Source organism: Flavimaricola marinus (assembly GCF_900184895.1).
Classification (GTDB): Bacteria; Pseudomonadota; Alphaproteobacteria; order Rhodobacterales; family Rhodobacteraceae; genus Flavimaricola; species Flavimaricola marinus.
Genome location: NZ_FXZK01000014.1, coordinates 12,119 through 37,270, shown reverse-complemented (window position 1 = coordinate 37,270; position 25,152 = coordinate 12,119). Strand labels below are relative to the sequence as shown.

Below are 25,152 nucleotides of genomic sequence, written 5' to 3'. Positions count from 1 at the left end.
AGCCAATTGCAAGGGGGCGCAGTCAGCGTTCTGGTGCCCCATGTCGAGTTGTCCTAGACAAGAGCGAACAGAGAGGGAGGCAAGGCATGGATCTGGGACTGTCGGGCAAGGTGATCATCGTCACCGGGGGCGCATCGGGCATCGGCGCCTCGATCGTCGAAGGGCTTCGGTCCGAGGGCGCCACGGCCATCGTGTTCGACCGGACGCCGGGCGAGGGGCCGGACTGGCAGACCGTCGACCTGATGGACGACGCCGGCTGCGCGGCGGCGGTGACGGCGGTCTTGGCGCAGCACGGGCGGATCGACGGCGTGGTCAACAACGCAGGCGTCAACGACGGGGTCGGGCTGGACGCGGGGCCGGCGGCCTTCCGCGCTTCGCTCAACCTCAACCTCGTGCCCGCCTACACCATGCTGCACCTGACGGCAGAAGCTCTGCGGGCGTCCAAAGGGGCCGTGGTCAACGTCGCCTCCAAAGTGGCGATCACCGGGCAGGGCGGCACCTCGGCCTATGCGGCGGCCAAGGGCGGAATGCTGGCGCTGACGCGCGAATGGGCGGTGGATTTCGCGGCCGACGGAGTGCGGGTCAACGCCGTGATTCCCGCCGAAGTGATGACGCCGATGTATCGCGACTGGCTGGCCAGCTTCGACGATCCCACGGCCAAGGAGGCGGCGATCAACGCCAAAATCCCCCTCGGTGCCCGGATGACCACGGCACAGGAATTGGCCGACGCGGCGGTCTTCCTGCTCTCGCCCCGGTCAGGGCATACGACGGGCCAATGGCATCATGTCGACGGCGGGTATGTGCATTTGGATCGGGGCATCAGCAGGGGCTGAGTCCGTTAAACTCGACTTGCAGATTTGGCGCTCCGGTCCACGGCCTCTACGCTGCTTGGTCCAAATCCATCAGGCGAGCGAGTTGTGGAATACACTCCGCACGGCCAAACATCTTGTAGGTTGAGAAATGCAAGAGGCCGTAAATCTGAACATGGTTCGTCGTTGAATATCTTCGGATCGTGAGGTTGCCCCAATTTGCAGGCAACTGACGTTCCAATCTTGCCCCGGTGAGCTCGACGATCGCATCTTCCACGACGCGCCCCATGCAGAACACCTGCTTTATCTTTCCGGTCCCGAGGAATTCGCGCCAAAACGGGCGAGCGATGGAGATGTTGGGGCGGTCGCGAAGCGGGTTCCATTTCGCCGTTCGGAAGGGCATGAGAGTGCCAGTCAGCACGCCTTCAGGGTCTTGGTCGATGAAATCGCAAAGCTTGCGATACTGCTCCGCCATCGGAGAATGTTTCGCCTCGCGCTCGACGAGGTAGGAATTGCCCCGCTCATCTGAGGCAATCCGCATGAATTCTCCGGATGGGTCATTACCCGGATTAGGGCTCAGAAACAGCGTGTCGGCGGTATCGAGCAACTTCCAGGGGCAAAACAGCAACTTGAACCCGTCGTTGTAACCTCTGACATGCTCTTGTTGCTTCAGAAGTTCCTGCCAATGAGCGCGGTCCATTGATCCATCCTCGCATGCAAAACAATCTGCCTTTTCATGACCGGAAAATACGACGCATTTGCGGCCGTTGCATGTGCATTGCTGTCTCAATCGACGAAATTCAGTCGCTTGGGTAGCACTGAGAACAAGTTCAGGACCGGCTCTTCTCGGGTGGCGTGACCTATGCCGTAGGCGACAGACTTGACCGCCTACATCACCGCCCCGATCTGCCACGGCACGAATTCGGCCCCGCCAAAGCCCAGCTCCTCGCTCTTGGTCTGCTGGCCCGAGGCCACGGCGATAAACAACTCGAAGATCTCTTCGCCCTTGGTCTCGACGCTCACGCCGTCGGTGATGATATCGCCGCAGTTGATGTCCATGTCTTCGGCCATCCGGGCATACATCTCGGAATTGGTGGCGAGCTTGATACAGGGGCTGGGCTTGTAGCCCGAGACGGAGCCGCGGCCGGTGGTGAAGCATACCAGATTGGCGCCCGACGCGATCTGGCCGGTGACCGAGCAGGGGTCATAGCCGGGGCTGTCCATATAGGTGAACCCGTGGGTCGTGATCGGCTCTGCGAATTTATAGACCCCGGCCAAGGGGGCGGTGCCGCCCTTGGCGACCGCGCCGAGGGATTTCTCCAGAATGGTGGTCAGGCCGCCCTTCTTGTTGCCGGGCGAGGGGTTGTTGTCCATCTCGCCGCCGTTGCGGGTGGTATAGTCCTCCCACCAATGGATGCGCTCGATCAGGGTTTCGCCCACCTCGCGGGTCACGGCACGGCGGGTGAGCAGATGCTCGGCGCCGAAAATCTCGGGCGTCTCGGACAGGATCGTGGTTCCGCCGTGGCGGACGAGCAGATCGGAGGCATGGCCCAAGGCGGGGTTGGCGGTGATGCCGGAATATCCGTCCGAGCCGCCGCATTGCAGGCCCACCGTCAGATGCGACAGCGGGGCCGGGGCGCGGGCGGCCTTGTTGGCCGTCTCGGCCATCGTGCGCAAGACCTCCAGCCCCTTGTTGATGCTGGCCCGAGTGCCGCCGGTCTGCTGGATCGTCATGTAGCGGAAGTTGCCGTCCTCGCGCATCCGGCCCGCGCCGATCAGATCGGGGATCTGCATGACCTCGCAGCCGAGACCGATCAGGAGGATGCCACCGAAATTGGGGTTGCGGGCGTATCCTGCGAGGGTGCGAAACAGGGTGTCATAGCCTTCGTTGTCGCCCGACATGCCGCAGCCGGTGCCATGCACGATGGGGACAACGCCGTCGACATTCTCGAGGCCGGCCAGCCAATCGGTGCGTTCGGCGGCTTCGGCGATCATCCGGGCGACACTGCCCGAGCAGTTCACGCTCGTCAGGATGCCGATATAGTTGCGCGTCCCGACCGAGCCATCGGCGCGGTGATAGCCCATAAACGTGCGCGGCTCGGCAATCGGCGGCAGTGGGCTGTTGGCGCTGGCATGGGCGTAATCCTGCTCGTGCGGACCCATCCCGAGGTTGTGGGTGTGGATATGGGCGCCGGGGGCAACCGGCTCTGTCGCCACGCCGATGATCTGGCCATAGCGGATTACCTTGTCGCCCTCGGACAGCGGGACAAGCGCGATCTTGTGGCCGCGCGGAACCGGGCCGGGCAGGGTCACGTCATGCTCCGGCAGCACCGTGCCGGAGGTCAAATCGCTCAGCGCGATCGCCACATTGTCTTGTGGATGCAGGCGAATGCTGAAACGGGAAGTGGCTGTCATGGCTTGTCCTTGCGTCGGCTCTGTGCGACGCCCCATTGACTCGTCATGGAGGTCGCCTAACATGTTAGTATGTTACATGGGGAACCAGAACCACAGCAAGCGGAAAGGGGGCAACAAGTGCCTCCGCTAGACCGTTTTGAAGGGTCTCTGGCGACGCGCACCTACCTGTCGTTGCGTCAGGCGATCCTCGATCTGACCTACAAACCCGGCGAATTGCTGCGCAAAGGCGAGATTTGCGAGGCGCTGGGCGTGTCGCGGTCGCCGGTCTCCGAGGCGATTGCCCGACTGGCAAGCGAGGGGCTGGTGCATGTCGTGCCGCAGGCTGGCACCTTCGTGGCGCGGTTCTCGATGAACGAGATTCGGGAGGGTGCGTTCCTGCGCGAGGCGATCGAGGTTGCCGCGATCCGGCGGATCGCCCCCGAGATCAGCGAGGAACAGCTTGTGCTCCTGCGCCGCAACCTGCGGGTGCAGGAGGCGACGATTGCCGATGGCGATGCCGCGGCCTTCTATGATCACGATGCGGAGTTTCACCAACTCCTTCTCAGCTTCACGGGTTTTCCCAAGGTCGGCACCGTAGCCGAGACCGCATGGGTCCAAGTCAACAGGGCGCGTCGGCAGACCCTCCCCATCGAGGGGCGGCTGGCCGAAACGCTTGCCGAGCACCACGCCGTTCTCAAGGCGCTCGAGGCGCGCGATCCGGACGCCGCGGCCGAGGCGCTCAGCGCACACCTGCGCCAACTGCTCACCTTTCTCGTGCCGCTCGAACGCACGCGGCCGGATCTCTTCGATCCGGATTGACGACCCGCACCGCGCCAACCTGCTCCCGCCTGCTACGCAAAGGACGCACCATGCCTCACCTGCCCAACCGGCCACGCTATGCCGCGCGTCTCAACGCCTTCAAGCTTGGGCGGGACATGCCCAAGAAGCCGGGCGTGGCGGATATGATCCGGGCGGCGGGGCAAGTCGGCGGGATCGACGCCGCCGATCTGAACTATCCCGATCACTTCGTGGATCACACGCCCGCACAGTTGACAGAGCTGCTGGCCGCCCAAGGCATGACGCTCAATGGCCTGGCGATGCGCTACTACACCAATCCGGGCTACCGGCTCGGGGCCTTCACCCACCCGGACGAAGACGTGCGCCGCGCGGCCGTGGACGAGACCAAGGCCGGGATCGACGCGCTCGTCGCCATGGGCGGCACCCTGATGACGCTCTGGATGGGGCAGGACGGGATCGACTACGCCTTTCAGGGCAACTACCGCGCCATGTGGGACAGCACCATCGCCGCCCTGCGCGAGGTGGCCGATCACAATCCGGGCGTCGAGATCGCGATTGAATACAAGCCCAACGAGCCGCGCGCCTATGCGCTGATGCCCGACGCGGCGACGACTCTTCTGGCGATCCGCGAGGCCGACCGGCCCAACCTCGGCGTCACCCTTGATTTCGCCCACGTGCTCTATGCCGACGAGATGCCGGCCCACGCGGCCCACCTCATAGCGCGGCATTCCAAGCTGCTCGGCGTGCATCTCAACGACGGCTACGGCAAGCGCGACGACGGGCTGATGGTCGGCACGGTCCATCCGATCCAGACGCTGGAGCTGTTCGTCGAACTGGCCCGGATCGGCTATGACGGCGTGATCTACTTCGACACCTTCCCCGACCACGGCGGGCTCGACCCGATCGAAGAGGCGCGGACCAATCTGGCCCTCGTCGAGCGGCTGCGGAGCATCGCCGAAGGGCTGGTCGATCATCTGGAACTGGCCGCCGCCATCGCCCGGCAGGACGCGGCGATCAGCCAGAGGATCATCGGTCAGGTGCTCTACGGGGCCTAGCCGACCCGGTAGAACTCCGCCGCCGTGCCGCCAAACACGCGCGCCTTGTCCGCGTCGCTCAGGTCGGCGGTCAGCTCCAGCGCGGCCGCCCGCCAGACATCGTATTCACAGCGTAGCCGGACGACGGGCCAATCCGATCCCCACATGATCCGAGCCGGGCCAAAGACATCGCGGATATGCTCCCAATAGGGGCGCAGATCGGCAACGGTCCACTCCGGTGCCGCCTCGGTCACGAGCGCCGAGAATTTCACGAAAGCGCCGGTCTGCTCGGCGAGCCGGGTCATCCCCTCGGCCCAGGGATCGAACTGGGCAGGGTCGTGGATCTGGGGCTTCATGCAATGGTCGATCACCGCGCGCAGCTTGGGATAGCGGGTGAGGATGGTCAGGAAATTCGCCAGATGGCGCGGAAATCCGAGCGCGTCAAAGCTCAGGTCCAGATCGGACAGCGCCTGAAACGCCCACTGAACATCGTCGCGCAGCATCCAGTCGTCGTCGGGAATGTCCTGAATCATCGGGCGCACGCCCTTGAACATCGGATGGCCAGCCAAACGGGTGAGCGTGGCGAGATCCTCGGGGCGCTCGAAATCGACCCATCCGACCACACCGGCCACATGCGGGGTCGCGTCGGCCAGCCCCAGCATATACTCCGTCTCGTTCACCGTCGCCGCGGCCTGCACGAGGATCGTCCGGTCGACCCCGGCGGCGGCGAGCAAAGGCGACAGATCGGACGGGCCATAAGTCCGGGCGAGGATCGCGTTGTCCATCGGCATCCAGTCGTAGTCGCCGCGCTGCGGGCACCAATAATGCTGGTGAGCGTCAATCTGCATCGGTCATACCTCCGGCACGGGGGCGTCGGGGCGGATCAGTCCCTCTGCCTTGAGATCGGTCCAGAGCGCGGGCGGGATCACCGCCGTCGCGGCCTTCACGTTGCCCGCCATATCCGCGAGGGACTGGCCGCCGGGGATCACCGACACCACGGCCGGATGGCACAGGGGAAACCGGAACGCGGCATCGACGAGGCGGGTGTCGTGACGGGCGCAGACTGCCTCGATCGCGGCAACCCGGTCGCGGATCGGCTGCGGGGCGATCTCGTAGTCGTAATAGGCACCTTCGACAGGCCCGGTGGCCAGAATGCCGGAATTATAGGGGCCGCCGATGACCAATCCGATGCCCTTGGCCTCGCAGAGGGGGAGCATGGTCTCAAGTGCCTCCTGCTCCAGCAGGGTATAGCGGCCGGCCAGCAGGAACAGGTCCATATCGCCGTTCCGGGCGAGCCACTCGCAGGGCTCCCATTCGTTGACGCCGGCGCCGATGGCCGCGATCACACCCTGCTCGCGCAATTCGACCAAGGCGCGGTGGCCGCCGCCCATGAACTCTTCGAGGCGGGCCTGCAGGCCCTCGGCGCCGCCCTGATTGCGCTGATCCAGATCGTGGGCATAGAGCACGTCGATCCGGTGCAGACCCAAACGTTCGAGCGAGAACTCGACCGACCGCATCACCCCGTCATAGGAATAGTCATAGACCTCGTTGCGGGCCGGCACGTCGAACCACTTGCCAAAGCCGTCGCGATCCTCGGGCGCGCAGGGGCGAAGCAACCGGCCGACCTTGGTCGACAGGATGTATTCGTCGCGAGGCTTGTCGCGTAGGAATCGGTTCAGCCGCGTCTCGGACAGGCCAAGCCCGTAGAGAGGGGCCGTATCGTAATAGCGGACCCCCGCAGCCCATGCGGCCTCCAGAATCGCCTCGGCCTCTGCATCGCTGATCGCGCGATACAGGTTGGCCAGAGGGGCGGCACCAAAGCCCAGTTCGGTAAAGGTCAGGCCGCCCGTGCCATGGCGATCCCAGTGTCGTGTCGTCAGCGTCATTCTTCGCCTCCCTATTCGCTAACATGCTAGCATGAATCGCTTGGGAGCCAACGGTTTCCGCGCTAGGCTGCGGACAAATTCAATCCAGGAGGGATCATGCGTAAATTTGCTTCGGTGTTCGGGGGCGGCAAGCCAGTCATCGGGATGGTTCATATCGGCGCTATGCCCGGAACCCCGCTCTATGACGCAGACGGCGGCATTCAGGCCCTGCTCGACGGGGCGCGGCGCGATCTTCAGGCGCTTCAGGCCGCGGGCTTTGACGCGGTGATGTTCGGCAACGAAAACGACCGGCCCTACGAGTTCGACGTCGACACCGCGTCGACCGCCACGATGGCGTGGATCATCGGGGCGCTGCGGTCCGAGATCAAGGTGCCGTTCGGGGTCAACGTGCTCTGGGATCCGATGTCCACCGTGGCGCTCGCCGCGGCCACCGGGGCGAAATTCGTGCGCGAGATCTTCACCGGCACCTATGCCTCGGACATGGGGCCGTGGACGCCCGACGCGGGCAAGGCGATGCGCTACCGCGACAGGCTAGGGGCTTCGGATGTGGCGATGCTCTACAACGTCTCCGCTGAATTCGCGCATTCGCTGGATCAGCGGCCTCTGGCAGACCGGGCGCGCTCCGCGGTGTTTTCGTCGATCCCGGACGCGGTGCTGGTGTCGGGGCAGATCACCGGCGAAGCCGCCCGGATGGAGGATCTCGAGGCGGTCAAGAAGGTGCTTCCCGACACGCCGGTGCTGGCCAACACCGGGGTCAAGCACGCCACGGTGGCCGATGTTCTGGCGATTGCCGACGGATGCGTGGTCGGCTCCGCGCTCAAGATCGACGGCGACACGTGGAAGCCGGTCGACGCCGACCGCGCGGCCGAGTTCATGGCGCTGGCGAGGGCCGCGCGATGACGCTGCGCGACCTGACACTCGATCTGATGAACGTGCCGGGGCTGTCGGGGCACGAAGACCGGATCCGCGCGCGGATCCGGGATCGGCTGAACCTGCCGTGCGAGACCGACATGCTGGGCAACCTCTGGACGACGCGGCAAGGCGAGGGGCCGACCGTTCTGCTCTTTACCCACATGGATCAGCTCGGATTCATCGTGCGCAAGATAGAGCCGGACGGCTATCTGCGGCTGGAACGTATGGGCGGCGTGCCGGAAAAGGCGCTGCCCAGCCAAGAGGTGATGATCCCGCTGCGCGACGGCACCGACGTTCTAGGGATCATCACCAACAAGAGCCATCACGCCACCGCGCCGGAGGAGAAATACACCGTCACCCGGATTGCCGACCTCTATGTCGACTGCGGCTTCGAAAGCCGGGCCGAGGCCGAGGCGGCGGGCATCCAGATCGGCGCGCCCGTGGTCTATCTGACCGGCGGCTACCCTCTGGGCAAGAACCGGATATGCGGCCCGGCCATCGACGACCGGGCAGGCTGCGCGGTGCTGGTCGAGGTGGCGCAGGCTTTGGCCAAGCAAAGCGGTGTCACCGTGCATACCGCCTTCACCACGCTCGAGGAATTCAACCTGCGCGGCGCCCAGCCGCTGGCGCAACGGCTGCAACCCGACATCGCGATTCAGGTCGATCTCATGCTCGCCAGCGACACGCCCGATATGGCGGACCGGGGCGAAATGACCTTGGGCGGCGGGCCGGGGATCAGCCTCTATACCTTCCACGGCCGCGGCACGCTCAACGGTGTGATCCCGCATCCGGCGATGGTCCGGCTGTTCGAGACAACGGCGCAGGCGGAAGGGATCCCCCTGCAACGAAGCGCCCAGTCCGGGGTGCTGACCGATTTGTCCTACGTCCAACTGACCGGGAACGGCGTGGCCGCGCTGGATGTGGGTTTTCCCATGCGGTATTCGCATTCGTCGCGCGAAGTCGCCGATATGCGCGATCTCGAACAGCTGCGCGACCTGCTGATCGCCGCACTGGGCAATATCACCCCCGATTTCGAGCTATCGCGAGACGCGTCATGAAATACACTCTCGGCATCGACATAGGAACCTTTGAATCCAAAGGGGTTCTGGCGGATCAGACGGGCAAGGTGGTGGCGCAATCGTCCACGCCGCACAAGATGCTGGTGCCGCAACCGGGCTGGGCCGAGCATCGGCCGGACGAAGACTGGTGGGGCGATTTCGTCACCATCACGCGGGATCTGCTGGCACAATCCGGTGTGGCCGCATCCGACATTGCCGCCGTCGCCGCCAGTGCGATCGGGCCGTGCATGCTGCCCGTGGATGCGGAAGGACGGCCCCTGATGAACGGCGTGCTCTACGGGGTCGACACCCGTGCTCACGCCGAGATCGACCTGCTCAACGCCGAGATCGGCGAAGGCACGATCCTTGATCGGTGCGGCAATGCGCTGACCTCTCAATCCGTAGGGCCGAAAATCCTCTGGCTGAAACGACAGCGGCCCGAGCTTTACGCCAAGACCGCCCGGGTGCTGACGGCGAGCAGCTACCTGACGTTCCGGCTCACCGGCGAATATGTGATCGACCATTACACTGCTGCGAATTTCAGCCCGCTTTACGACGTCACGACGCAGGATTGGTGTGACGACCTCGCGCCCGACATCATCGGGCTGGAGAAGCTGCCAAAGCTCATGTGGTCGTCGGAAATCGCGGGCGAGATCAGTGACGCCGCCGCCGCAGAGACCGGGCTGGCCGCGGGCACGCCGGTGCTCTGCGGGACGATCGACGCAGGCGCCGAGGCGCTCAGCGTCGGGCTGCGCGCGCCGGGCGATATGATGATGATGTATGGCTCCACCATTTTCGTGATCCAGCGCACCAGCGAACGAGTCACCGATCCGGCACTCTGGTATGCGCCGTGGATGTTTCCGGGCGAGCATGTCTCAATGGCTGGCCTCGCCACCTCTGGCACGCTGACGCACTGGTTCCGCGACCAGTTCGCAAGCGATCTGGACACCGACACCGCCTTTGCCACCCTGACCGAAGAGGCCGCCGCCTCGCCGCCGGGGGCCAAGGGGTTGCTGGTGCTGCCGTATTTCTCGGGGGAACGGACGCCGATCCATGATCCGCATGCCAAGGGGGTGATCTTCGGGCTGGATCTCACGCACACCCGGGCCGACATCTACCGGGCGGTGATCGAAGGGATCGCGCATGGCACGGCGCATGTGATCGACACTTTCCGCGATGCCGGGCAAGCGCCGCTACGGGTGCTGGCCGTAGGCGGAGGGACCAAGAACGGCATCTGGTTGCAGGCGACCTCGGATATCGGGGGCGTGCCGCAGGTGATCAGCCGATCCTCCGTCGGGGCGTCGCTTGGCGATGCGTTCCTTGCGGCGGTGGCGGTCGGTCTGGCGACGCGCGACGACATCCAGACTTGGAACCCGCCCGAGCAGGTCGTCGAACCGGTCAGTCACCCGGCCTATGACAAGGCCGGGCCACTGTTCCGGGCGCTCTATACGCAAACGCGCGATATCGCCCATGCGCTGGGGGCGCCATGACCGACTTCGACGACGCGCTACGCGGAGCCTTGTCCGAAACCCAAGCCGCGCTGGCGGGGATCGACCAATCGCAGATCGTTCAAGCCTGTGAGACGATCGCGGGGGCCGGGGCCATCGTGCTCTATGGCTGCGGGCGCGAGGGGCTGATGATGCGTGCACTGGCGATGCGACTTCACCACCTCGGGTGCCGGGTGGCGATGCAGGGTGACATGAATTGCCCGCCGGTGGGGGCGGGCGATCTGTTCCTCTGCTCGGCGGGGCCGGGGGCGCTGTCCACGGTGACGGCACTGATGCAGGTGGCGGAACAAGCGGGGGCAAAGGTGCTGCTTCTGACGGCAGAACCCGAAGCGGACTGCGCCGTGCATGCCGGCCAGACCGTGCTGATCCCGGCTCAGACAATGGCGCGGGACCAAGGCGCCGGGGCAGGGGTGCTGCCGATGGGCTCTGTCTATGAGGCGGCGCTGTTCTTTCTGTTTGAAATCATGGTGCTGCGGCTACGCGATCTCTTGGGGCAAAGCTCTGAGGCGATGCGGGCGCGGCACACCAATCTGGAATAGACCATGCGCTACGAACTCATGCGACCCGATCAGATCCGGGCGGCGATTGCGGCCAACACACCTGTCGTCCTGCCGCTGGGGGTGCTGGAATATCACGGCGAACACCTGCCCCTGGGCATGGACAGCCTCGCGGTGACGCGGGTGTTCGACCGGCTTGAACAGACGCGGGAACTGGTGATCCTGCCCGCCTTCCCCTACGGCGCGGCCAGCCACGCGGTGCGCGGCCCGGAAGGCGGCGCGGTGCATGTGGGGGCCGAGGCGCTGGTGCCCTTTGCCGAGGCGATGTTTTACGGGCTCTTGCGGGTAGGATTTCGCAATATCCACGCGGTGATCCATCACCAGACCGAGAATTTCGGGCAAGGCATGCCCACCGATCTGGCCTTTCGGCTGGCCGGTCGGCAGGCCGTTTTCAAGCTGATCGAGGGTGAGCGCGGAGAGGGCTGGTGGGGCAATGCGGACAACGCGAGCTACTACGAAGGACATGCCGCAGGGGACAATCCGTTCAACTGGGTGCAGGTGCATCCCTTGATGGATCAGGGCGTGATCGATGCGTTTCATTTCGACCATGCCGGGCTTGGTGAGACCGCTCTGATGCTGGCGCTGGCCCCGGAGACGGTGGATATGGAGGCCTTGGCCAAAGGCGCGCCGTGGTATGTGGCCGGGGCCGAGGCCGCGACGGCCGAAGAGGGCGAACGCGGTGTGGCGCTGATCCTCGAGCGATTGAACAGGCTCTTGGGGTAGGATTGGGGGTTTCACACCCCCAAACCCCCGTGGGATATTTTCGACCCAAAGAAGTCGGGGCGAGGGTGACTGCCCCCCCCTGTGGCGCGAGGCAGGGCTACTTGATTGCCCCGGCGGCCATGCCTTTGATGATGAACCGCTCCAGGATGATGCCGATCACGATCAGCGGCAAGATCGCCGCGAAACTGAGCGCGGCCATCGACCACCAAGAGATCCCCTGTGATCCGGTCTGGCTGGCCACCATGACCGGGAGCGTCACCGCATTGGTCGAGGTGAGCAGGGCGGCGAAGAAATATTCGTTCCACGTGAGCACGAGGCTGATGATGAAGGCCGCGACCATGCCGGGCAAGGCGATCGGCATGATGATGGTCAGGAAGGCGCCCCAGATCGACAGGCCGTCGACGAGGGCGGCTTCTTCCAGCTCGGTTGGGATCGAGCCGAACTGATCGCGCATGATCCAGATGACGATGGGCAGCACCGTCAGCGTGTAAAGCAGGATCAAGCCGATCCGCGTGTCGAGCAGGGCCAACGACTTGTAGAGCACGAGGAACGGCAGCGCCAATACGACCGGCGGCAGGATCAGCTGCGACAGGAAGAAGAACGAGATGTCCGAATTGCGCATGAAGCCGAACTTGTAGCTGAACCGCGACAGCCCGTAAGCCGCAAGGCTGCCGAGGATTACCGCGAGCAGCGAGGCCGACACCGAGATGATCGTCGAATTGAGGAACCGCTTCATGAATTCGGCGCGGACCGTGGATTCGGCGCCGATGGTGTCCGGCGACAGGCCGAGCGACCGCCAGCCGAGCCAGTTCGGGACGAAGTCGACCCACGGGATCATGTTGCCCTGCATCACGTCGGGCGCGCGTTTGAACGACGTGGTGATCGTCCAATAGATCGGGAACAGGCAGATGAACGCCCAGAGGATCAGGATCCCGTAGATCAGGACGCGGCTGGTCCACCACTTGGCGGAGTGACCCTTGTCGGCCGGGCTGTCGTGAAAAATCTGTTCGTTGCTTGCAGAATTTGGCATATCAGAACTTTGGCCTCATCCAACGGTCGGCGATCTTCATCAGGATGGTCATCGCGATCACGATGATGACCAGATAGACCATGGCCAGCAGGGTGCCGTAGCCCACGTTCGACCGATCCCGGTATTCGCGGAAAATGAAGGACGTCACGCTGTCGGTGGCGCCGCCGGGGCCGCCTGAAGTGACGTTGATGATGATGTCGGCGAGCTTGAGCTTGAAGATGATGCGGATCAGGATCGCGGTGATCGAAACCGGCAGCATCAGCGGAAAGGTGATCTCCCAAAAGCCGCGCCACGGGCTGGCGCCATCCACCTTGGAGGCTTCGGAAAGCTCCTTGGGGATCGCCTGCAAGCCGGCGAGGATCATGATCATCATGAAGGGGATGAAGGTCCAGGCATCCATCGCCATGATGATGAACCGGGCCATCTCGGGCGAGGAAAAGAACGCCGGGCTGTCGACGCCCAATTCGCGGGCGAGGCGGCTGATCGGGCCAAAGCGGACCTCGAGCATCGATTTGCCGATCATCCACGACACCGCCACGGGGCTGAGCATCAGGGGCATCAGAAAGGCCACGCGAAAGAACTTCCGGGCCTTGATCTGGGCGTTGAGCAATAGGGCGAGGCCAAAGGCGATCGCGTATTCCGGCAGGATCGCGAGGACATACCAGACCATGTTGGTCATGGCATTCCAATAGAACGGATCGGTCCACATCTGGCGAATGTTGTCGACGCCGTTGAACTTGCGACCGTCGGGCGAGGCGAGGTTCCAGTCGGAAAAGGCGATCCCGAGGCCGAAGATCAGCGGGAAGACCACCATGCAGCCGACAAAGAGAGCCGCCGGCAGGACGAAGAGCACGCGCTTGCCGTATTCGCCGCGGATCAGGACCTGCGCCCAGCACAGGCAGACGGCCCAGACCAGAAACGCATAGAGCGTGGGGCGCCAATTCGCGAAACCGGCCTCTGGTGTCGCGGTGCCGCGCCACACCTGCAAGGCCGCAACCACGACGATCAGCGCCGCCGAGCCCCAGATGAGGAACTTGCCAAGCTTCTGCCGGCCGGGCGAGATATCGTCCGCCGTCACAATATGGAGAAGGTCGCCTTCGGTGCTGCTCATGGGGCCTGCTTGACTGAGGGTGGTAGGGGGCGGCCCGCCCGGACTCTCCGGACGGGCCCGTATCAGGTGCGGCAGGGCGCGCCGAACGCGCCCTGCGGGCCGGGCTACATGCCCAAGCTGGCCTTGTAGAGGGCGATCTGGCTGTCGCGACCGATCTGGTCGGTGATCGCCTCCCATGCGGCGGCAATGGCGTCGGCGGTCTCCTGAGCCGATCCATACTGCCCGGCAAAGCCCTTGGACAATTCGTCCTCGGCCACCGAATAGTATTGGAAGATGCCCGGGATCCGAGGCTCGATCGCCGCGTTCGGGTGGTTGTAGCTGTCTGCGTTGGACCCGAGATAGTCCTCGACGAACGCCCGGTCATAGCCGGCTGCTTCCCACTCGTCGTACTGGAAGTGCGAGTTGCGGTAGGGCTGGAAGCCGGACGGATAGGCCGAAGTCCAAAGGCTGAGGTCCTTGCCGCCCAGATGGGCCGCGGCAGACCATGCCGCCTTGCGACGCTTTTCGTCACCCGACACGTTCGAGGTCACGTAGACGCCCCAGCCGATATAGGCCATCTGCGGCGCTTCGTTGCGCTCCTCTTCCCACTCGCCGGTCACCGCGTTGTAGCGGCGCTCGGAAGCCGGGTTGATGCCAAAGCCGACGACGTCGCCCACGACAGAGCTGTCGGAGGTGCGGGCGTTAGAGCCCACGTCGCCCCACCACATCAGCATCGAGCCGGTGCCGGCAAGGAACTGGCTGAAGGCCGTGGTGCCGGGGTCGGCGTTGATCTGGTCGGCGGGATAGGCACCGTCGACGGCAATCAGGTCCATCACGTCCTGAATCGCCTGAACCCAGCCGGGGTTGTTGACCATGGGCTTCATGGTGTCCGGCTCAAACAACCACGCCGGGCTGTCCGGGTGCTTGTTGTAGGCTGCGGCACGGTTGGCAATGAAGTACATGCCGAAACCACCCCAGCCCTTGAGCGGGTCGAGATAGCCATGTGCCGGCAGACCGGTCAGCGGGTCTTCCTTGCCGACGAGGTCCTTGGTCACCTGATTGACCTGCTGCCAAGTGCTCGGCACTTCAGCGCCGCCGATGCCACCCTCGCCGAAATAGTCCTTGCGATACGAGAAGGTGTGGCAGTCTCCGTCGATGGTCACACGGTAGGTCTTGCCGTCCCAAGTGCCGACGGGCGGTTGCAGATAGCCGACGAGGTCATCGTCCTCGATCTGCTCCTTCACCCAGTCGGGCATCTCGTCCAGAAGGCCACGGCTGGCGGTATCACCCTCGAAAGGTGCGCCCATTTCGATGATGTCGAAATCGACAGTGCCAGTGGCGATCGATTGCTGAAGGCGGGCGTTGTAATCGGCCTGCGCGAGGTCGATCCAGTTGATCTTGGCCCCTGTGTAGGCTTCCCAAGGCTTCAGGAAACCGCGAAACAGGAAGTTGTGCAGGTTCTGGTTGTTTAGACCCATAAAGGTCAGCTCAACGCCCTCGAACTCGCCTTCGGCCACGTTGCCCTTGGTTGGTCCAAGACACAATTCGCCGACCTTCTGCCAATCGGCATCTGTCGGGCTTCCCATGCCGACGCCGGGGATCTTCAGGATCTCGGCACGTACATTGCTGTGAGCATCGGCCATCGCTGGCGTGGCACCCATTCCCCCCATGGCGCCCAATGCACCGACGCTGGCCGCACCGGCCAACATCTTCCGGCGGCTCATCATGGCCCCGGAAATCGCGTTATATAGTTCAACTTTCACGAGCAGTCCTCCCTATCTCATGGATCAAGCACCGAAATCGCGGGATGACGATGGGCGGCTCACACAGTTCGACAGTCCTGCAAGGCCCAAACCTTCTCGCGTCTCGAACCGCACGAAACGGCGCCGACTGTCAAACCATCACAGCCACCCCGCGCCCTGTCAAGCTTCTAACATGTTAGTATGATTAGATGTTGGACACAGGGCGTCGGCTGCGCTAACCCTTTGGCACCAACACAGGAGGCATGCTCGTCTATGGCCGAGGTCACCGTTCGCGATTTGCGCAAGAATTACGGGTCTTTAGAGGTCATTCATGGCCTAAATGTCGATATCCACGACGGCGAATTCGTGGTTTTGGTCGGGCCATCGGGCTGCGGGAAATCTACGCTTCTGCGGATGATCGCCGGGCTTGAGGGAATCACATCGGGCAAGATCAACATCGGCGAAAAGACGGTGAACAACCTGCCGCCCGCCGAACGCGACATCGCGATGGTGTTCCAGAACTACGCTCTTTACCCGCACAAGACGGTTGGGGCGAACATGGCGTTCTCGCTCAGGATGCGCAAAATGCCCAAGGCCGAGATCAAGCAGCGGGTCGACCGCGCCGCCGAGGTTCTGGGGCTGACGCCCTACCTCGACCGCTATCCGCGGGCGCTGTCCGGCGGGCAACGGCAGCGGGTCGCCATGGGGCGGGCCATCGTGCGCGACCCGCAGGTGTTTCTGTTCGACGAGCCGCTCTCCAACCTCGACGCCAAGCTGCGGGTGCAGATGCGCACCGAGATTCGGGAGCTGCACCAAAGGCTCAAGACCACGACGGTCTACGTCACGCACGACCAGATCGAGGCCATGACGATGGCCGACAAGATCGTCGTCATGCAAGCCGGGCATATCGAGCAGGTCGGCGCGCCGCTCGCGGTCTACGACAAGCCGGCGAACACCTTCGTGGCCAGCTTCATCGGCTCGCCCTCGATGAACATGCTCAAGGGCGTGGTGCTGGACGGGGTCGAGGCAAAGGTGGGCGAGGCGCGGTTCCAATTGCCACCCGGGCTGCCGGTCAAGGCGGGGCAGTCCATCACCATCGGGATCAGGCCCGAACACATGCGCGTCGGTGCTGCCGGAGTGCCGGCCACCGTGACCGTGATCGAGCCCACCGGCTCCGAGACTCACGTGGTCATGCGGCACGACGGCGTCGATCTCGTGATGCTCCTGCGCGAGCGGCAGGAGGTGCAGGTCGGGCAGACCATGAACATCAGCGCCAACGCCGAGGATCTTCATATCTTCGACGGTGAAACCGGGCAACGCATCGAATAGACGGAGGATAGGATGCTCAAGGGGATCGACAACCGGCTCAATGCCGATGTGCTTTACGTGCTACGGGCGATGGGGCACGGGGATACTCTGGTGATCTCGGACACCAATTTCCCGGCCGACAGCATCGCGCAGCAAACCGTCTATGGTCAGCTGCTTCGGATGGAAAACCTGACCGCCGGAGAGGCCTGCGAAGCGGTGCTCTCGGTGCTGCCGCTCGACACCTTCGTCGAGGATCACGCCGCCCGGATGGAGGTCGTCGGAAACCCCTCCGAAATTCTGCCCGTCGCGCAAGAGGTGCAAGCCGCCATCGACAGCGCCGAGGGCGAACCGCGCCCGATGGTCTCTATCGAGCGGTTCGCATTCTACGAACAGGCCAAGGACGCCTATGCCGTCATCCAGACCGGCGAGCGGCGGTTCTACGGCTGTTTCATCCTGCGCAAAGGGGTGATCCCACCCGACGCGGAGTAAGGTGAAGATCATGTCGGAAGATATTGTTATCCTTGGAGTCTTCGTTGCCGATACCGCCTACAGGGCGGCGCGGCAGCCGCGGATGGGCGAAACGCTCATGGGCACCAGCTTTGCGCTCGGCCCAGGTGGCAAAGGCTCGAACCAGGCGGTCGCTGCGGCACGGGCCGGCGGGTCGGTTCACTTCATCACCCGGATCGGTGACGATCCCTTCGGCAAGATGGCGCAGGATACCTGGGCCAAGGCCGGCGTCACCCCCGAGATCACGATAGACGCCGATAGCTATACTGGCGCGGCCTATATTTTCGTCGAGGAATCAACGGGTAACAACGCGATCATCGTCGCCCCCGGTGCCGCCGAAGGCATCTCGGCGGTCGATGTCGATGCGCGTGGCGACCTGATCCGCGCGGCGGCGGTCTTCGTGACCCAGTTGGAACAGCCGATGAGCGCGGCCATGCGCGGGCTGAAACTGGCCCGTGAGGGCGGCGCCAAGACCATCCTCAATCCCGCACCCGCTGCCGATGTGCCGGACACCATGCTGGCGCTCTGCGACTTCGTCACCCCGAACGAGACCGAGGCCGACGGGATCACCGGCATCGCCGTCACGAACATGAGCTCCGCGCGGCAAGCTGCTGATATCCTTATCAGACGTGGGGCAGGGGCCGCGATCATAACGCTTGGTGATCAGGGGGCGCTCTATCACGACGGGCAGGTCAGCGAACTGGTGCCGGTGTTCAACGCGGGCGCGGTCGTCGAGACGACGGGCGCGGGCGATGCGTTCAACGGCGGCTTCGCCGCGGCCTTGGCCCGGGGGATGGCCCCGCTCGAGGCCGTGCGTTTCGGCTGTGCGACCGCCGGGATTTCGGTAACCCGCCCCGGAACCGCCCCGTCCATGCCGACGCTGGATGAGATCGAGGCGCTCCTCGCCACCTGACCGGATCACAATATTTTCACCGTTCGGTCGGTCTCGCGTCCGCAACGACACCGACGCCATACCGACGTCGTACCGACGACTTGGCCAAAAATGCCGATGCGCCGCCAGACGCGGGCAAAAGTAGCGCGCGCAACACCCTGTGCGGGGGCTGGATGGCCTTCGCTTCACGCTCGTGCGGCGTCGGCATTCTTTCGGATCGGCAGGTGGCCGGCCGCGATAAACCCCGGAAATCCCGCCGAAAACGGGGCCGGCTCCGGTCGCGCGGCGTGTCATGACCGCCGAATCGGCTGGCATCAAGCGCCATGACACGCAGCCCGCGCGACACGCTCCGGCCTCGAACCCAAGGCGTTGCGCGTCCGCTTTGGTCGGCAATGCTCAAGGTCGATGTGCTGCGGCGTTAAAGCCTGCCAGCAATCGCCGCACGTCTGGGCGGCCGTCTAAGGCGGCCGGAAATGGCCAGGGGCCGTGCGGATCGTGGCCTTGTTCCTGCGGCGTTTCTCGTCAATAAATGACGCAATCTCAACAAGCTGCGGTGGGACATGCCAATCGCGTGGCCATCCCGAAACGGAGGCTCTGATGCCCGACTATGTCTTTCCACCCCGCCCGCAACCGATCCTACCCGTCGTCGGACAGACCGCGGTCTATCCGGTCGGGCGCATCTTCTGCGTGGGCCGCAACTACGCCGCGCACGCCGCCGAAATGGGGCAGGAGGTCGACAGGGAAAAGCCGTTCTATTTCACCAAATCCTGTCACGCCACGGTGTTGAGCGGCGCGGTAACGCCCTATCCACCGGGGACCGATGACTTCCATTTCGAGATGGAGCTTGCCGTCGCCATCGGCGCGTCCGCATTCCGAATCAATAAGGACCGCGCGATGGAGGTTGTTTTTGGTTACGCTTGCGCCCTCGACATGACACGCCGGGATCTACAACTCTCGGAACGCAAGAAACAAAGGCCGTGGGATTTGGGGAAAGACGTTGAAAACGCAGCGGTTTTTGGGCCCCTGACGCCGGCGGAGGCATTTGGAGACATCGGTGCACAGCGCATCTGGCTGCAACAGAACGCCGAGACGCGCCAAGACGCGACGCTGGCCGAAATGGTCTGGTCCGTGCCCGAGATCATCGCCCACTTGTCGGGGTTCTATCACCTCGTGCCGGGCGATCTGATCATGACCGGCACGCCCGCAGGCGTCGGCCCGGTCTCCCCCGGCGATGTGCTCGACGGGGGGATCGACGGGCTGGAACCGCTGCGATTGACGATTGGCGACCCGGCCTAGATCAGGCCGCGCCCCGCCAGATTGCGCATCAGGTCGCGGATGCCGAAATCCCATTTGGGACAATGGGTTGAGAGGCGAACCTCGTTCTCCAGCAGGCCAAGCTCCGGCGTCGATATGCGCACGATGTCGCCGACCGCATGGGTAAAGCCCTGGCCCGGACCGAACCGGTCTTGGGTTGGGGCGAAAAGCGTGCCCAAAAACAGCATGAAGCCGTCGGGATACTGGTGATGATCGCCGATGGTCTGCGCAACCAGATCGGCCGGATCGCGGCTGATGGCAGACATCCGCGACGCGCCCTTCATCTCGAATCCGTCGGCGCCGGTCACCGTCAATGACAGTTCCAATCCGCGCACCGTATCGAGGCTAAAGCCTTGATCGAAAAGCCGGATCATCGGACCGATGGAGCACGAGGCGTTGTTGTCCTTGGCCTTGCCCAAAAGCAGCGCCGAACGCCCTTCGATATCACGCAGGTTGACGTCGTTGCCCAAGGTGGCCCCAACGATTTCGCCCCGCGAATTGACGGCCAGCACGACCTCTGGCTCCGGATTGTTCCATTCCGAGTTCGGATGCAATCCAACGGCCGCACCGTGGCCAACGGATGAAAGCACAGGCGCCTTGGTAAAGACCTCGGCGTCAGGCCCGATACCGACCTCAAGGTATTGAGACCACAGCCCCTCCGCGATCAAGGCCGACTTGACCGTCGCTGCTTTTTCGCTGCCCGGCACGATGTTGGCAAGGCTGTCGCCGATCAGTGAGCCGACGCGGGCGCGGATCTCCTGGGCCTTGCTCGGATCTCCCGCCGCGCGTTCTTCGATCACCCGCTCGACCATGGAGCCGGCAAAGGTCACGCCGCAGGCCTTGACCGCCTGAAGATCGCATGGGGCAAGCAGGCTCGTGGCCAAATCCTCCAAGGAACCAATGTCTTGGCCCGTGGCCGTGCGCACATACTCGGCTGGGTTCGCTTGCTCCAACACGTCGCTGACCGTCGGGGCGGCGCGACTCGTGATGTCGATAACCCGCCCGTCCCGGAGGGTAACAACGCTCGGTCCCGCTGCGGTTTCTACCCGGCCGAGCCAAAGGCCCTGTGGTGCCAATTCTGTCATTCTGCGGCGTCCTGATAGCTCTCTAGAGGGGGGCAGGTGCACACCAGATTGCGGTCACCAAAGACGTTGTCGACCCTACCGACAGGGGGCCAATACTTGTCCACGCGAAACGCTCCGGGTGGGAAGACGCCTTGTTCGCGGGGATACTTGCGGTCCCAATCTGCGATCAGGTCTTCCACCGTATGCGGGGCGTGATGCAGCGGACTGTCGGTGGCAGAGATTTCGCCGGCCTCGACGGCGCGGATCTCATCCCGGATCGCCAGCAGGGCGGTGACAAACCGGTCGATCTCGGCCTTGGTCTCGCTCTCGGTTGGTTCAACCATCAACGTGCCTGTCACCGGCCAACTCATCGTGGGTGCGTGAAACCCGTTGTCGATCAGGCGCTTGGCGATGTCGTCCACAGTGACGCCCACATCGGCAAAGGGACGCGTGTCGAGGATGCACTCATGCGCGACCCGGCCCTTGTTGCCCATGAACAGCACGTCGTAGGCGCCGCGCAGCCGCGCTGCGATATAGTTCGCATTCAGGATCGCAACCTTGGTCGCCTGGGTCAGCCCCGGCCCGCCCATCATCAGGCAATAGGCCCATGAAATCAGCAGGATCGAGGCAGAGCCATAGGGGGCGGCAGAGACCGGGCCTTCGTCGCCGCCCGTCTGCGGATGGCCGGGCAGATAGGGGGCGAGGTGGGCTTTGACCCCGATCGGCCCCATGCCGGGACCACCGCCGCCATGCGGGATGGCAAAGGTCTTGTGCAGGTTCAGGTGGCTCACGTCCGAGCCGATCTCGCCCGGTTTGACCAGGCCCACCATGGCGTTCAGGTTGGCCCCGTCGAGGTAGACCTGCCCGCCGTGCTGATGCGTGATCTCACAGATCTCGCGGACGGTTTCCTCAAACACGCCGTGTGTCGACGGATAGGTGATCATGCAGGCGGCGAGATTGTCGCCGGCCGCCTCGGCCTTGTCGCGGAAATCCACCAGATCGACGTCGCCGTTCGGTGCCGATTTCACCACGACGACCTTCATCCCCGCCATCTGTGCCGAGGCCGGGTTGGTGCCATGCGCCGAGACCGGGATCAGGCAGATGTTGCGGTCCAGATCGCCACGGCCGCGGTGATAGGCGGCAATGGTCAAAAGCCCCGCATATTCGCCCTGCGCGCCGGAGTTCGGCTGCATCGACATGGCGTCATAGCCGGTGATTTCACACAGCTTTTCAGACAGATCGGTGATCGCCTCGACATAGCCGGCGGCTTGATCCACGGGTGCAAACGGATGCAGCGCCCCGAATTCCGGCCAGGTGATCGGCATCATTTCGGCGGCGGCGTTGAGCTTCATCGTGCAGGAGCCCAGCGGGATCATCGCCCGGTCCAGCGCGAGATCCCGATCCGACAATCGCCGCATATAGCGCATCATCTCGGATTCCGCACGGTTCATGTGGAACACCGGATGGGTGAGGTATTCGGTTTCGCGCAGCATCTCCTTGGGCACGCCCCAAGTTTCGCGATGCGGAGGTGCGATCTCGATCCCAAAGGCCCGCAGAACGCGGTGCAGCACCTTGTCGTCGGTCGTCTCGTCCAGCGATATGCCGACCCGGTCGTTGCCGATCTTGCGCAAATTGATACCCTCGGCGCGGGCGGCGGCAAGGATGCCCGCCTGGCCGACCCCGACCTCGACGGTGATGGTATCAAAGTAGTGCTTGGGCGATACCTTGGCCCCCGCGGCCCGCAAGGCCTTGGCCAGCCGAACGGTCCGGAAATGCACCTGCTCGGCAATCGCGCGAAGCCCCTCCGGGCCGTGCATCACCGCAAAGAAGGAGGCCATGACGGCCAGCAGGGCCTGTGCGGTGCAAACGTTGGACGTCGCTTTCTCGCGGCGGATGTGCTGTTCGCGCGTTTGCAGCGACAGACGGTAGGCCATATTGCCACGCGCGTCGACAGAGACGCCCACGATCCGCCCCGGCATGGCGCGCTTGTAGTCGTCCTGGCAAGCCATGAAGGCGGCATGTGGTCCGCCATAGCCCATCGGCACGCCGAAGCGCTGCGACGAGCCGACGGCAATATCCGCCCCCATCGCGCCCGGTTCCTTGAGCATCGTTAGAGCCAAAAGGTCGGTCGCCACGATGGCGACGGCTTTGGCCTCGTGCAGGCGGGCGATGTCGTCGGTGTAGTCGACGACATGGCCATAGGTTCCGGGATATTGGAACAGCGCGGCAAAGACGGCTTCGGGGTCGAGGTCGGCGGGGTCGCCCACGATGACCTCGATCCCGAGAGGCGTGGCGCGGGTTTGCACGACGGCGATGGTCTGCGGATGGCAGTTGCGGTCGACGAAGAAGCCCTTGGCTTTGGATTTGGCAACCCGATTGGCGGTGGTCATCGCCTCGGCCGCGGCGGTCGCCTCGTCCAGCAAGGACGCGTTGGCGACGGGCAGACCCGTCAGATCGGCCACCATGGTCTGATAGTTCAGGAGCGCCTCCAGCCGGCCCTGCGCGATCTCTGGTTGATACGGAGTATAGGCCGTGTACCACGCAGGGTTCTCGAGGATATTGCGCTGGATCGCAGGTGGCGTGACCGTGCCATAGTAGCCTTGGCCGATAAGCGAGGTCATCACCTTGTTCTTGGCCGCAACCTCGCGCATCCGGTCAAGCAAGTGGTGCTCCGTGAGCGGCGCCCATGTCAACGGATCGGCCTGTCGGATTGCTTTCGGCACCGTTTCCGCGATCAGCGCATCCAAATCCGCCGCACCGACGACCTCCAGCATCTCGTCCATTTCGCTGGGCGAGGGGCCGATATGGCGCCTGTTGGCAAAATCATATGTGTCATATGTGGTTGGCGTGTAGGGCATCTTGTGTCCTTTGAGGGCGAAATCCAGAGCGGTGCCGATTGCGGTGTCAGGCGATAAGGTCGGCGTATTCGTATTCGTCCAAGAAATCGTCGAGGACGGAAAGATCGTCGACTTTCAGCTTGAAGAACCAAGCGGTGCCGGTGGGGTCTTCGTTGACGAGGCCGGGGGTGTCCCCAAGAGCTTCGTTCACTTCGACGATCTCACCGTCGAGCGGGGCGAGGATGTCCGAAGCGGCCTTGACGCTTTCGATCACGATGACCTCGTCACCCTTGGCGACCATGGTCTCGATCTCGGGCAATTCGACAAAGACGATATCGCCAAGCTGCGTCGCGGCGTGTTCGGTGATGCCGACGACGATCAGGTCGTCTTCGACACGCAGCCATTCGTGATCTTCGGTGTATTTCATTGTGTGATCCTCAACGTTTGTAAGAGGTGGGGGTAAAGGGCATCGGGCTGATGGTGGCCGGCAAGCGTTTGCCGCGCACTTCGCCGGTGATCGTCGTGTCTGCCGCGGCGTGTTCGGAACGGACATAGCCCATGGCGATGGGGGCGCCGACCGTGGGGCCAAAGCCACCGGAGGTCACTTTGCCGATTTCGGTGTCGCCCTCGAACAGGGCCGTGCCTTCGCGCATCGGCGCACGGCCTTCCGGCCGAAGGCCGACCCGCTTGCGCGACGGACCATCGGTCAACTCGGCAAGGATCCGGGCGGCGCCGGGAAACCCGCCGGCCCGGTCACCGCCGCTGCGGCGCACTTTCTGGATGGCCCATGTCAGCCCGGCCTCGACCGGCGACGTCGTCTCGTCGATGTCGTGCCCATAGAGGCAGAGCCCCGCTTCAAGACGGAGCGAATCCCGAGCGCCAAGGCCGACGGGTGTCACGGCCTCCATCTCCAGCAACGCTCTGGCGAAGCCTTCGGCGCCTGCTTGGGGGAGCGAGATTTCAAAGCCGTCCTCGCCGGTATAGCCGGAACGCGAGATCCACATCTCGTCATAGATCGTCGCGAGCGTGAGGACGTCCATGAACCGCATGGCCGTGACATCCGGTATCAGTACGGAAAGAGCGGCCTCGGCCTTTGGGCCCTGCAAGGCCAGCAGAGCGCGGTCGGTGACAGGGATCACGTCCGTGGTTTCCGACAGATGCGCGGTCATGTGGGCGATGTCGGCCGCCTTGCAGGCCGCGTTCACGACGACAAAGAAGTGATCGCCCCGGTTGGCGAACATCAGATCGTCCAGAATGCCGCCGTCGTCATTGGTCAGCAGGCCGTAGCGTTGACGGCCCTCGGGCAATCCCGCCACATCGACGGGCATCAATTCTTCAAACGCCAGTGCGGTTTGCTCCATGGTGCCTTTGGGCTTCAGCAACACCTGCCCCATGTGGCTGACGTCAAAGAGGCCGGCATTGGCGCGACAATGCAGATGCTCTTGCATGACCCCGAGGGGGTACTGCACCGGCATCTCATAGCCGGCAAAGGGCACGATCTTGCCGCCCAACTCAAGGTGAAGGTCATGCAAGGGCAGTTGCTCGAGCTCGGTCATATGGTCGGTCCCTGTCTGGCCAGCCGAACTTGGCCGGGCATCATTATTCGCGGACGGCTTCGCCCACGGTTTGATGCCCCATCTGTCCCTGCCTCGAAAGGCGCCTGAGATTGTTATCCCTTCGGCGGGCCGT

At 63.9% G+C, this 25,152-nt stretch carries 23 protein-coding genes; 12 read left to right on the top strand and 11 right to left on the bottom strand.

Annotation, left to right across the window (positions count from 1 at the left end):
• Window positions 1-86 precede the first annotated feature (86 nt).
• Entirely contained in the window at window positions 87-833 is a 747-nt protein-coding gene (locus LOM8899_RS20315; RefSeq protein ID WP_093994083.1) for an SDR family oxidoreductase, read from the top strand.
• A 46-nt stretch (window positions 834-879) separates the two neighbouring features.
• Here the strand turns inward: LOM8899_RS20315 and LOM8899_RS20310 are convergent, their stop codons facing one another.
• A complete protein-coding gene (locus tag LOM8899_RS20310) occupies window positions 880-1,509 on the bottom strand; it encodes a hypothetical protein (protein WP_093994082.1) in 630 nt (209 codons plus the stop codon).
• Window positions 1,510-1,697: 188 nt separating this feature from the next.
• Window positions 1,698-3,224: a UxaA family hydrolase gene (locus tag LOM8899_RS20305; RefSeq protein ID WP_093994081.1), complete on the bottom strand. Its 1,527-nt coding sequence runs from the start codon at window positions 3,222-3,224 to the stop codon at window positions 1,698-1,700.
• Window positions 3,225-3,341: 117 nt separating this feature from the next.
• On the opposite strand from LOM8899_RS20305, the gene LOM8899_RS20300 reads away from it, so the two are divergent.
• Both LOM8899_RS20300 and LOM8899_RS20295 read left to right on the top strand, forming a co-directional pair.
• Window positions 3,342-4,022 carry a GntR family transcriptional regulator gene (locus tag LOM8899_RS20300; RefSeq protein ID WP_245820655.1) on the top strand — a complete coding sequence of 227 codons (681 nt, stop codon included), beginning with the start codon at window positions 3,342-3,344 and terminating at the stop codon, window positions 4,020-4,022.
• Window positions 4,023-4,072: 50 nt separating this feature from the next.
• Window positions 4,073-5,056, top strand: a complete 984-nt coding sequence (locus LOM8899_RS20295) for a sugar phosphate isomerase/epimerase family protein (RefSeq protein ID WP_093994079.1) — start codon at window positions 4,073-4,075, stop codon at window positions 5,054-5,056.
• Here LOM8899_RS20295 and LOM8899_RS20290 read toward each other — a convergent pair.
• Complete coding sequence (locus LOM8899_RS20290; RefSeq protein ID WP_093994078.1) at window positions 5,053-5,883, bottom strand: amidohydrolase family protein; 831 nt, start codon at window positions 5,881-5,883, stop codon at window positions 5,053-5,055. The two genes, LOM8899_RS20295 and LOM8899_RS20290, sit on opposite strands and share 4 nt — an antisense overlap.
• 3 nt (window positions 5,884-5,886) lie before the next feature.
• Entirely contained in the window at window positions 5,887-6,921 is a 1,035-nt protein-coding gene (locus LOM8899_RS20285) for an aldo/keto reductase (RefSeq protein ID WP_093994077.1), read from the bottom strand.
• Between the two features lie 96 nt (window positions 6,922-7,017).
• Between LOM8899_RS20285 and LOM8899_RS20280 the strand changes: the two genes are divergently transcribed.
• From LOM8899_RS20280 to LOM8899_RS20260, 5 genes are read left to right on the top strand one after another with little or no spacing between them, the layout of a single operon-like run.
• On the top strand, window positions 7,018-7,821 hold the full coding sequence (locus LOM8899_RS20280; protein WP_093994076.1) for a BtpA/SgcQ family protein: 804 nt from the start codon (window positions 7,018-7,020) through the stop codon (window positions 7,819-7,821).
• Window positions 7,818-8,891, top strand: coding sequence for a M20/M25/M40 family metallo-hydrolase (locus tag LOM8899_RS20275; protein WP_093994075.1), 1,074 nt, complete (start codon window positions 7,818-7,820; stop codon window positions 8,889-8,891). Before LOM8899_RS20280 ends, LOM8899_RS20275 begins: the two co-directional genes overlap by 4 nt.
• Window positions 8,888-10,381, top strand: a complete 1,494-nt coding sequence (locus LOM8899_RS20270) for an FGGY-family carbohydrate kinase (protein WP_093994074.1) — start codon at window positions 8,888-8,890, stop codon at window positions 10,379-10,381. Before LOM8899_RS20275 ends, LOM8899_RS20270 begins: the two co-directional genes overlap by 4 nt.
• Window positions 10,378-10,938, top strand: coding sequence for an SIS domain-containing protein (locus LOM8899_RS20265; protein WP_093994073.1), 561 nt, complete (start codon window positions 10,378-10,380; stop codon window positions 10,936-10,938). The genes LOM8899_RS20270 and LOM8899_RS20265 overlap by 4 nt, the downstream gene beginning before the upstream one ends.
• Before the next feature lie 3 nt (window positions 10,939-10,941).
• Window positions 10,942-11,679, top strand: coding sequence for a creatininase family protein (locus LOM8899_RS20260; RefSeq protein ID WP_093994072.1), 738 nt, complete (start codon window positions 10,942-10,944; stop codon window positions 11,677-11,679).
• A gap of 97 nt (window positions 11,680-11,776) precedes the next feature.
• Here the strand turns inward: LOM8899_RS20260 and LOM8899_RS20255 are convergent, their stop codons facing one another.
• The 3 genes from LOM8899_RS20255 to LOM8899_RS20245 form a co-directional block, all read right to left on the bottom strand.
• A complete protein-coding gene (locus LOM8899_RS20255; protein ID WP_093994071.1) occupies window positions 11,777-12,709 on the bottom strand; it encodes a carbohydrate ABC transporter permease in 933 nt (310 codons plus the stop codon).
• A gap of 1 nt (window position 12,710) precedes the next feature.
• A complete protein-coding gene (locus LOM8899_RS20250) occupies window positions 12,711-13,820 on the bottom strand; it encodes a carbohydrate ABC transporter permease (protein WP_093994070.1) in 1,110 nt (369 codons plus the stop codon).
• A 104-nt stretch (window positions 13,821-13,924) separates the two neighbouring features.
• A complete protein-coding gene (locus LOM8899_RS20245; RefSeq protein ID WP_093994069.1) occupies window positions 13,925-15,562 on the bottom strand; it encodes an ABC transporter substrate-binding protein in 1,638 nt (545 codons plus the stop codon).
• Between the two features lie 252 nt (window positions 15,563-15,814).
• Between LOM8899_RS20245 and LOM8899_RS20240 the strand changes: the two genes are divergently transcribed.
• From LOM8899_RS20240 to LOM8899_RS20225, 4 genes are all read left to right on the top strand, one after another.
• Window positions 15,815-16,870, top strand: a complete 1,056-nt coding sequence (locus tag LOM8899_RS20240; RefSeq protein WP_093994068.1) for an ABC transporter ATP-binding protein — start codon at window positions 15,815-15,817, stop codon at window positions 16,868-16,870.
• Window positions 16,871-16,882: 12 nt separating this feature from the next.
• A complete protein-coding gene (locus LOM8899_RS20235; protein ID WP_093994067.1) occupies window positions 16,883-17,338 on the top strand; it encodes an RbsD/FucU family protein in 456 nt (151 codons plus the stop codon).
• A 10-nt stretch (window positions 17,339-17,348) separates the two neighbouring features.
• On the top strand, window positions 17,349-18,269 hold the full coding sequence (locus LOM8899_RS20230; protein ID WP_093994116.1) for a ribokinase: 921 nt from the start codon (window positions 17,349-17,351) through the stop codon (window positions 18,267-18,269).
• A 576-nt stretch (window positions 18,270-18,845) separates the two neighbouring features.
• Complete coding sequence (locus LOM8899_RS20225) at window positions 18,846-19,544, top strand: fumarylacetoacetate hydrolase family protein (RefSeq protein WP_093994066.1); 699 nt, start codon at window positions 18,846-18,848, stop codon at window positions 19,542-19,544.
• Here the strand turns inward: LOM8899_RS20225 and LOM8899_RS20220 are convergent.
• From LOM8899_RS20220 to gcvT, 4 genes are read right to left on the bottom strand one after another with little or no spacing between them, the layout of a single operon-like run.
• Entirely contained in the window at window positions 19,541-20,647 is a 1,107-nt protein-coding gene (locus LOM8899_RS20220; protein WP_093994065.1) for a fumarylacetoacetate hydrolase family protein, read from the bottom strand. The genes LOM8899_RS20225 and LOM8899_RS20220 overlap by 4 nt on opposite strands.
• On the bottom strand, window positions 20,644-23,484 hold the full coding sequence (gene gcvP / locus LOM8899_RS20215) for an aminomethyl-transferring glycine dehydrogenase (protein ID WP_093994064.1): 2,841 nt from the start codon (window positions 23,482-23,484) through the stop codon (window positions 20,644-20,646). The genes LOM8899_RS20220 and gcvP overlap by 4 nt, the downstream gene beginning before the upstream one ends.
• 46 nt (window positions 23,485-23,530) lie before the next feature.
• The gene (gene gcvH / locus LOM8899_RS20210) at window positions 23,531-23,890 is read right to left on the bottom strand and encodes a glycine cleavage system protein GcvH (protein WP_093994063.1); all 360 of its coding nucleotides are present in this window, start codon (window positions 23,888-23,890) and stop codon (window positions 23,531-23,533) included.
• Between the two features lie 10 nt (window positions 23,891-23,900).
• Window positions 23,901-25,019: a glycine cleavage system aminomethyltransferase GcvT gene (gcvT, locus tag LOM8899_RS20205; protein WP_093994062.1), complete on the bottom strand. Its 1,119-nt coding sequence runs from the start codon at window positions 25,017-25,019 to the stop codon at window positions 23,901-23,903.
• Window positions 25,020-25,152 lie beyond the last annotated feature (133 nt).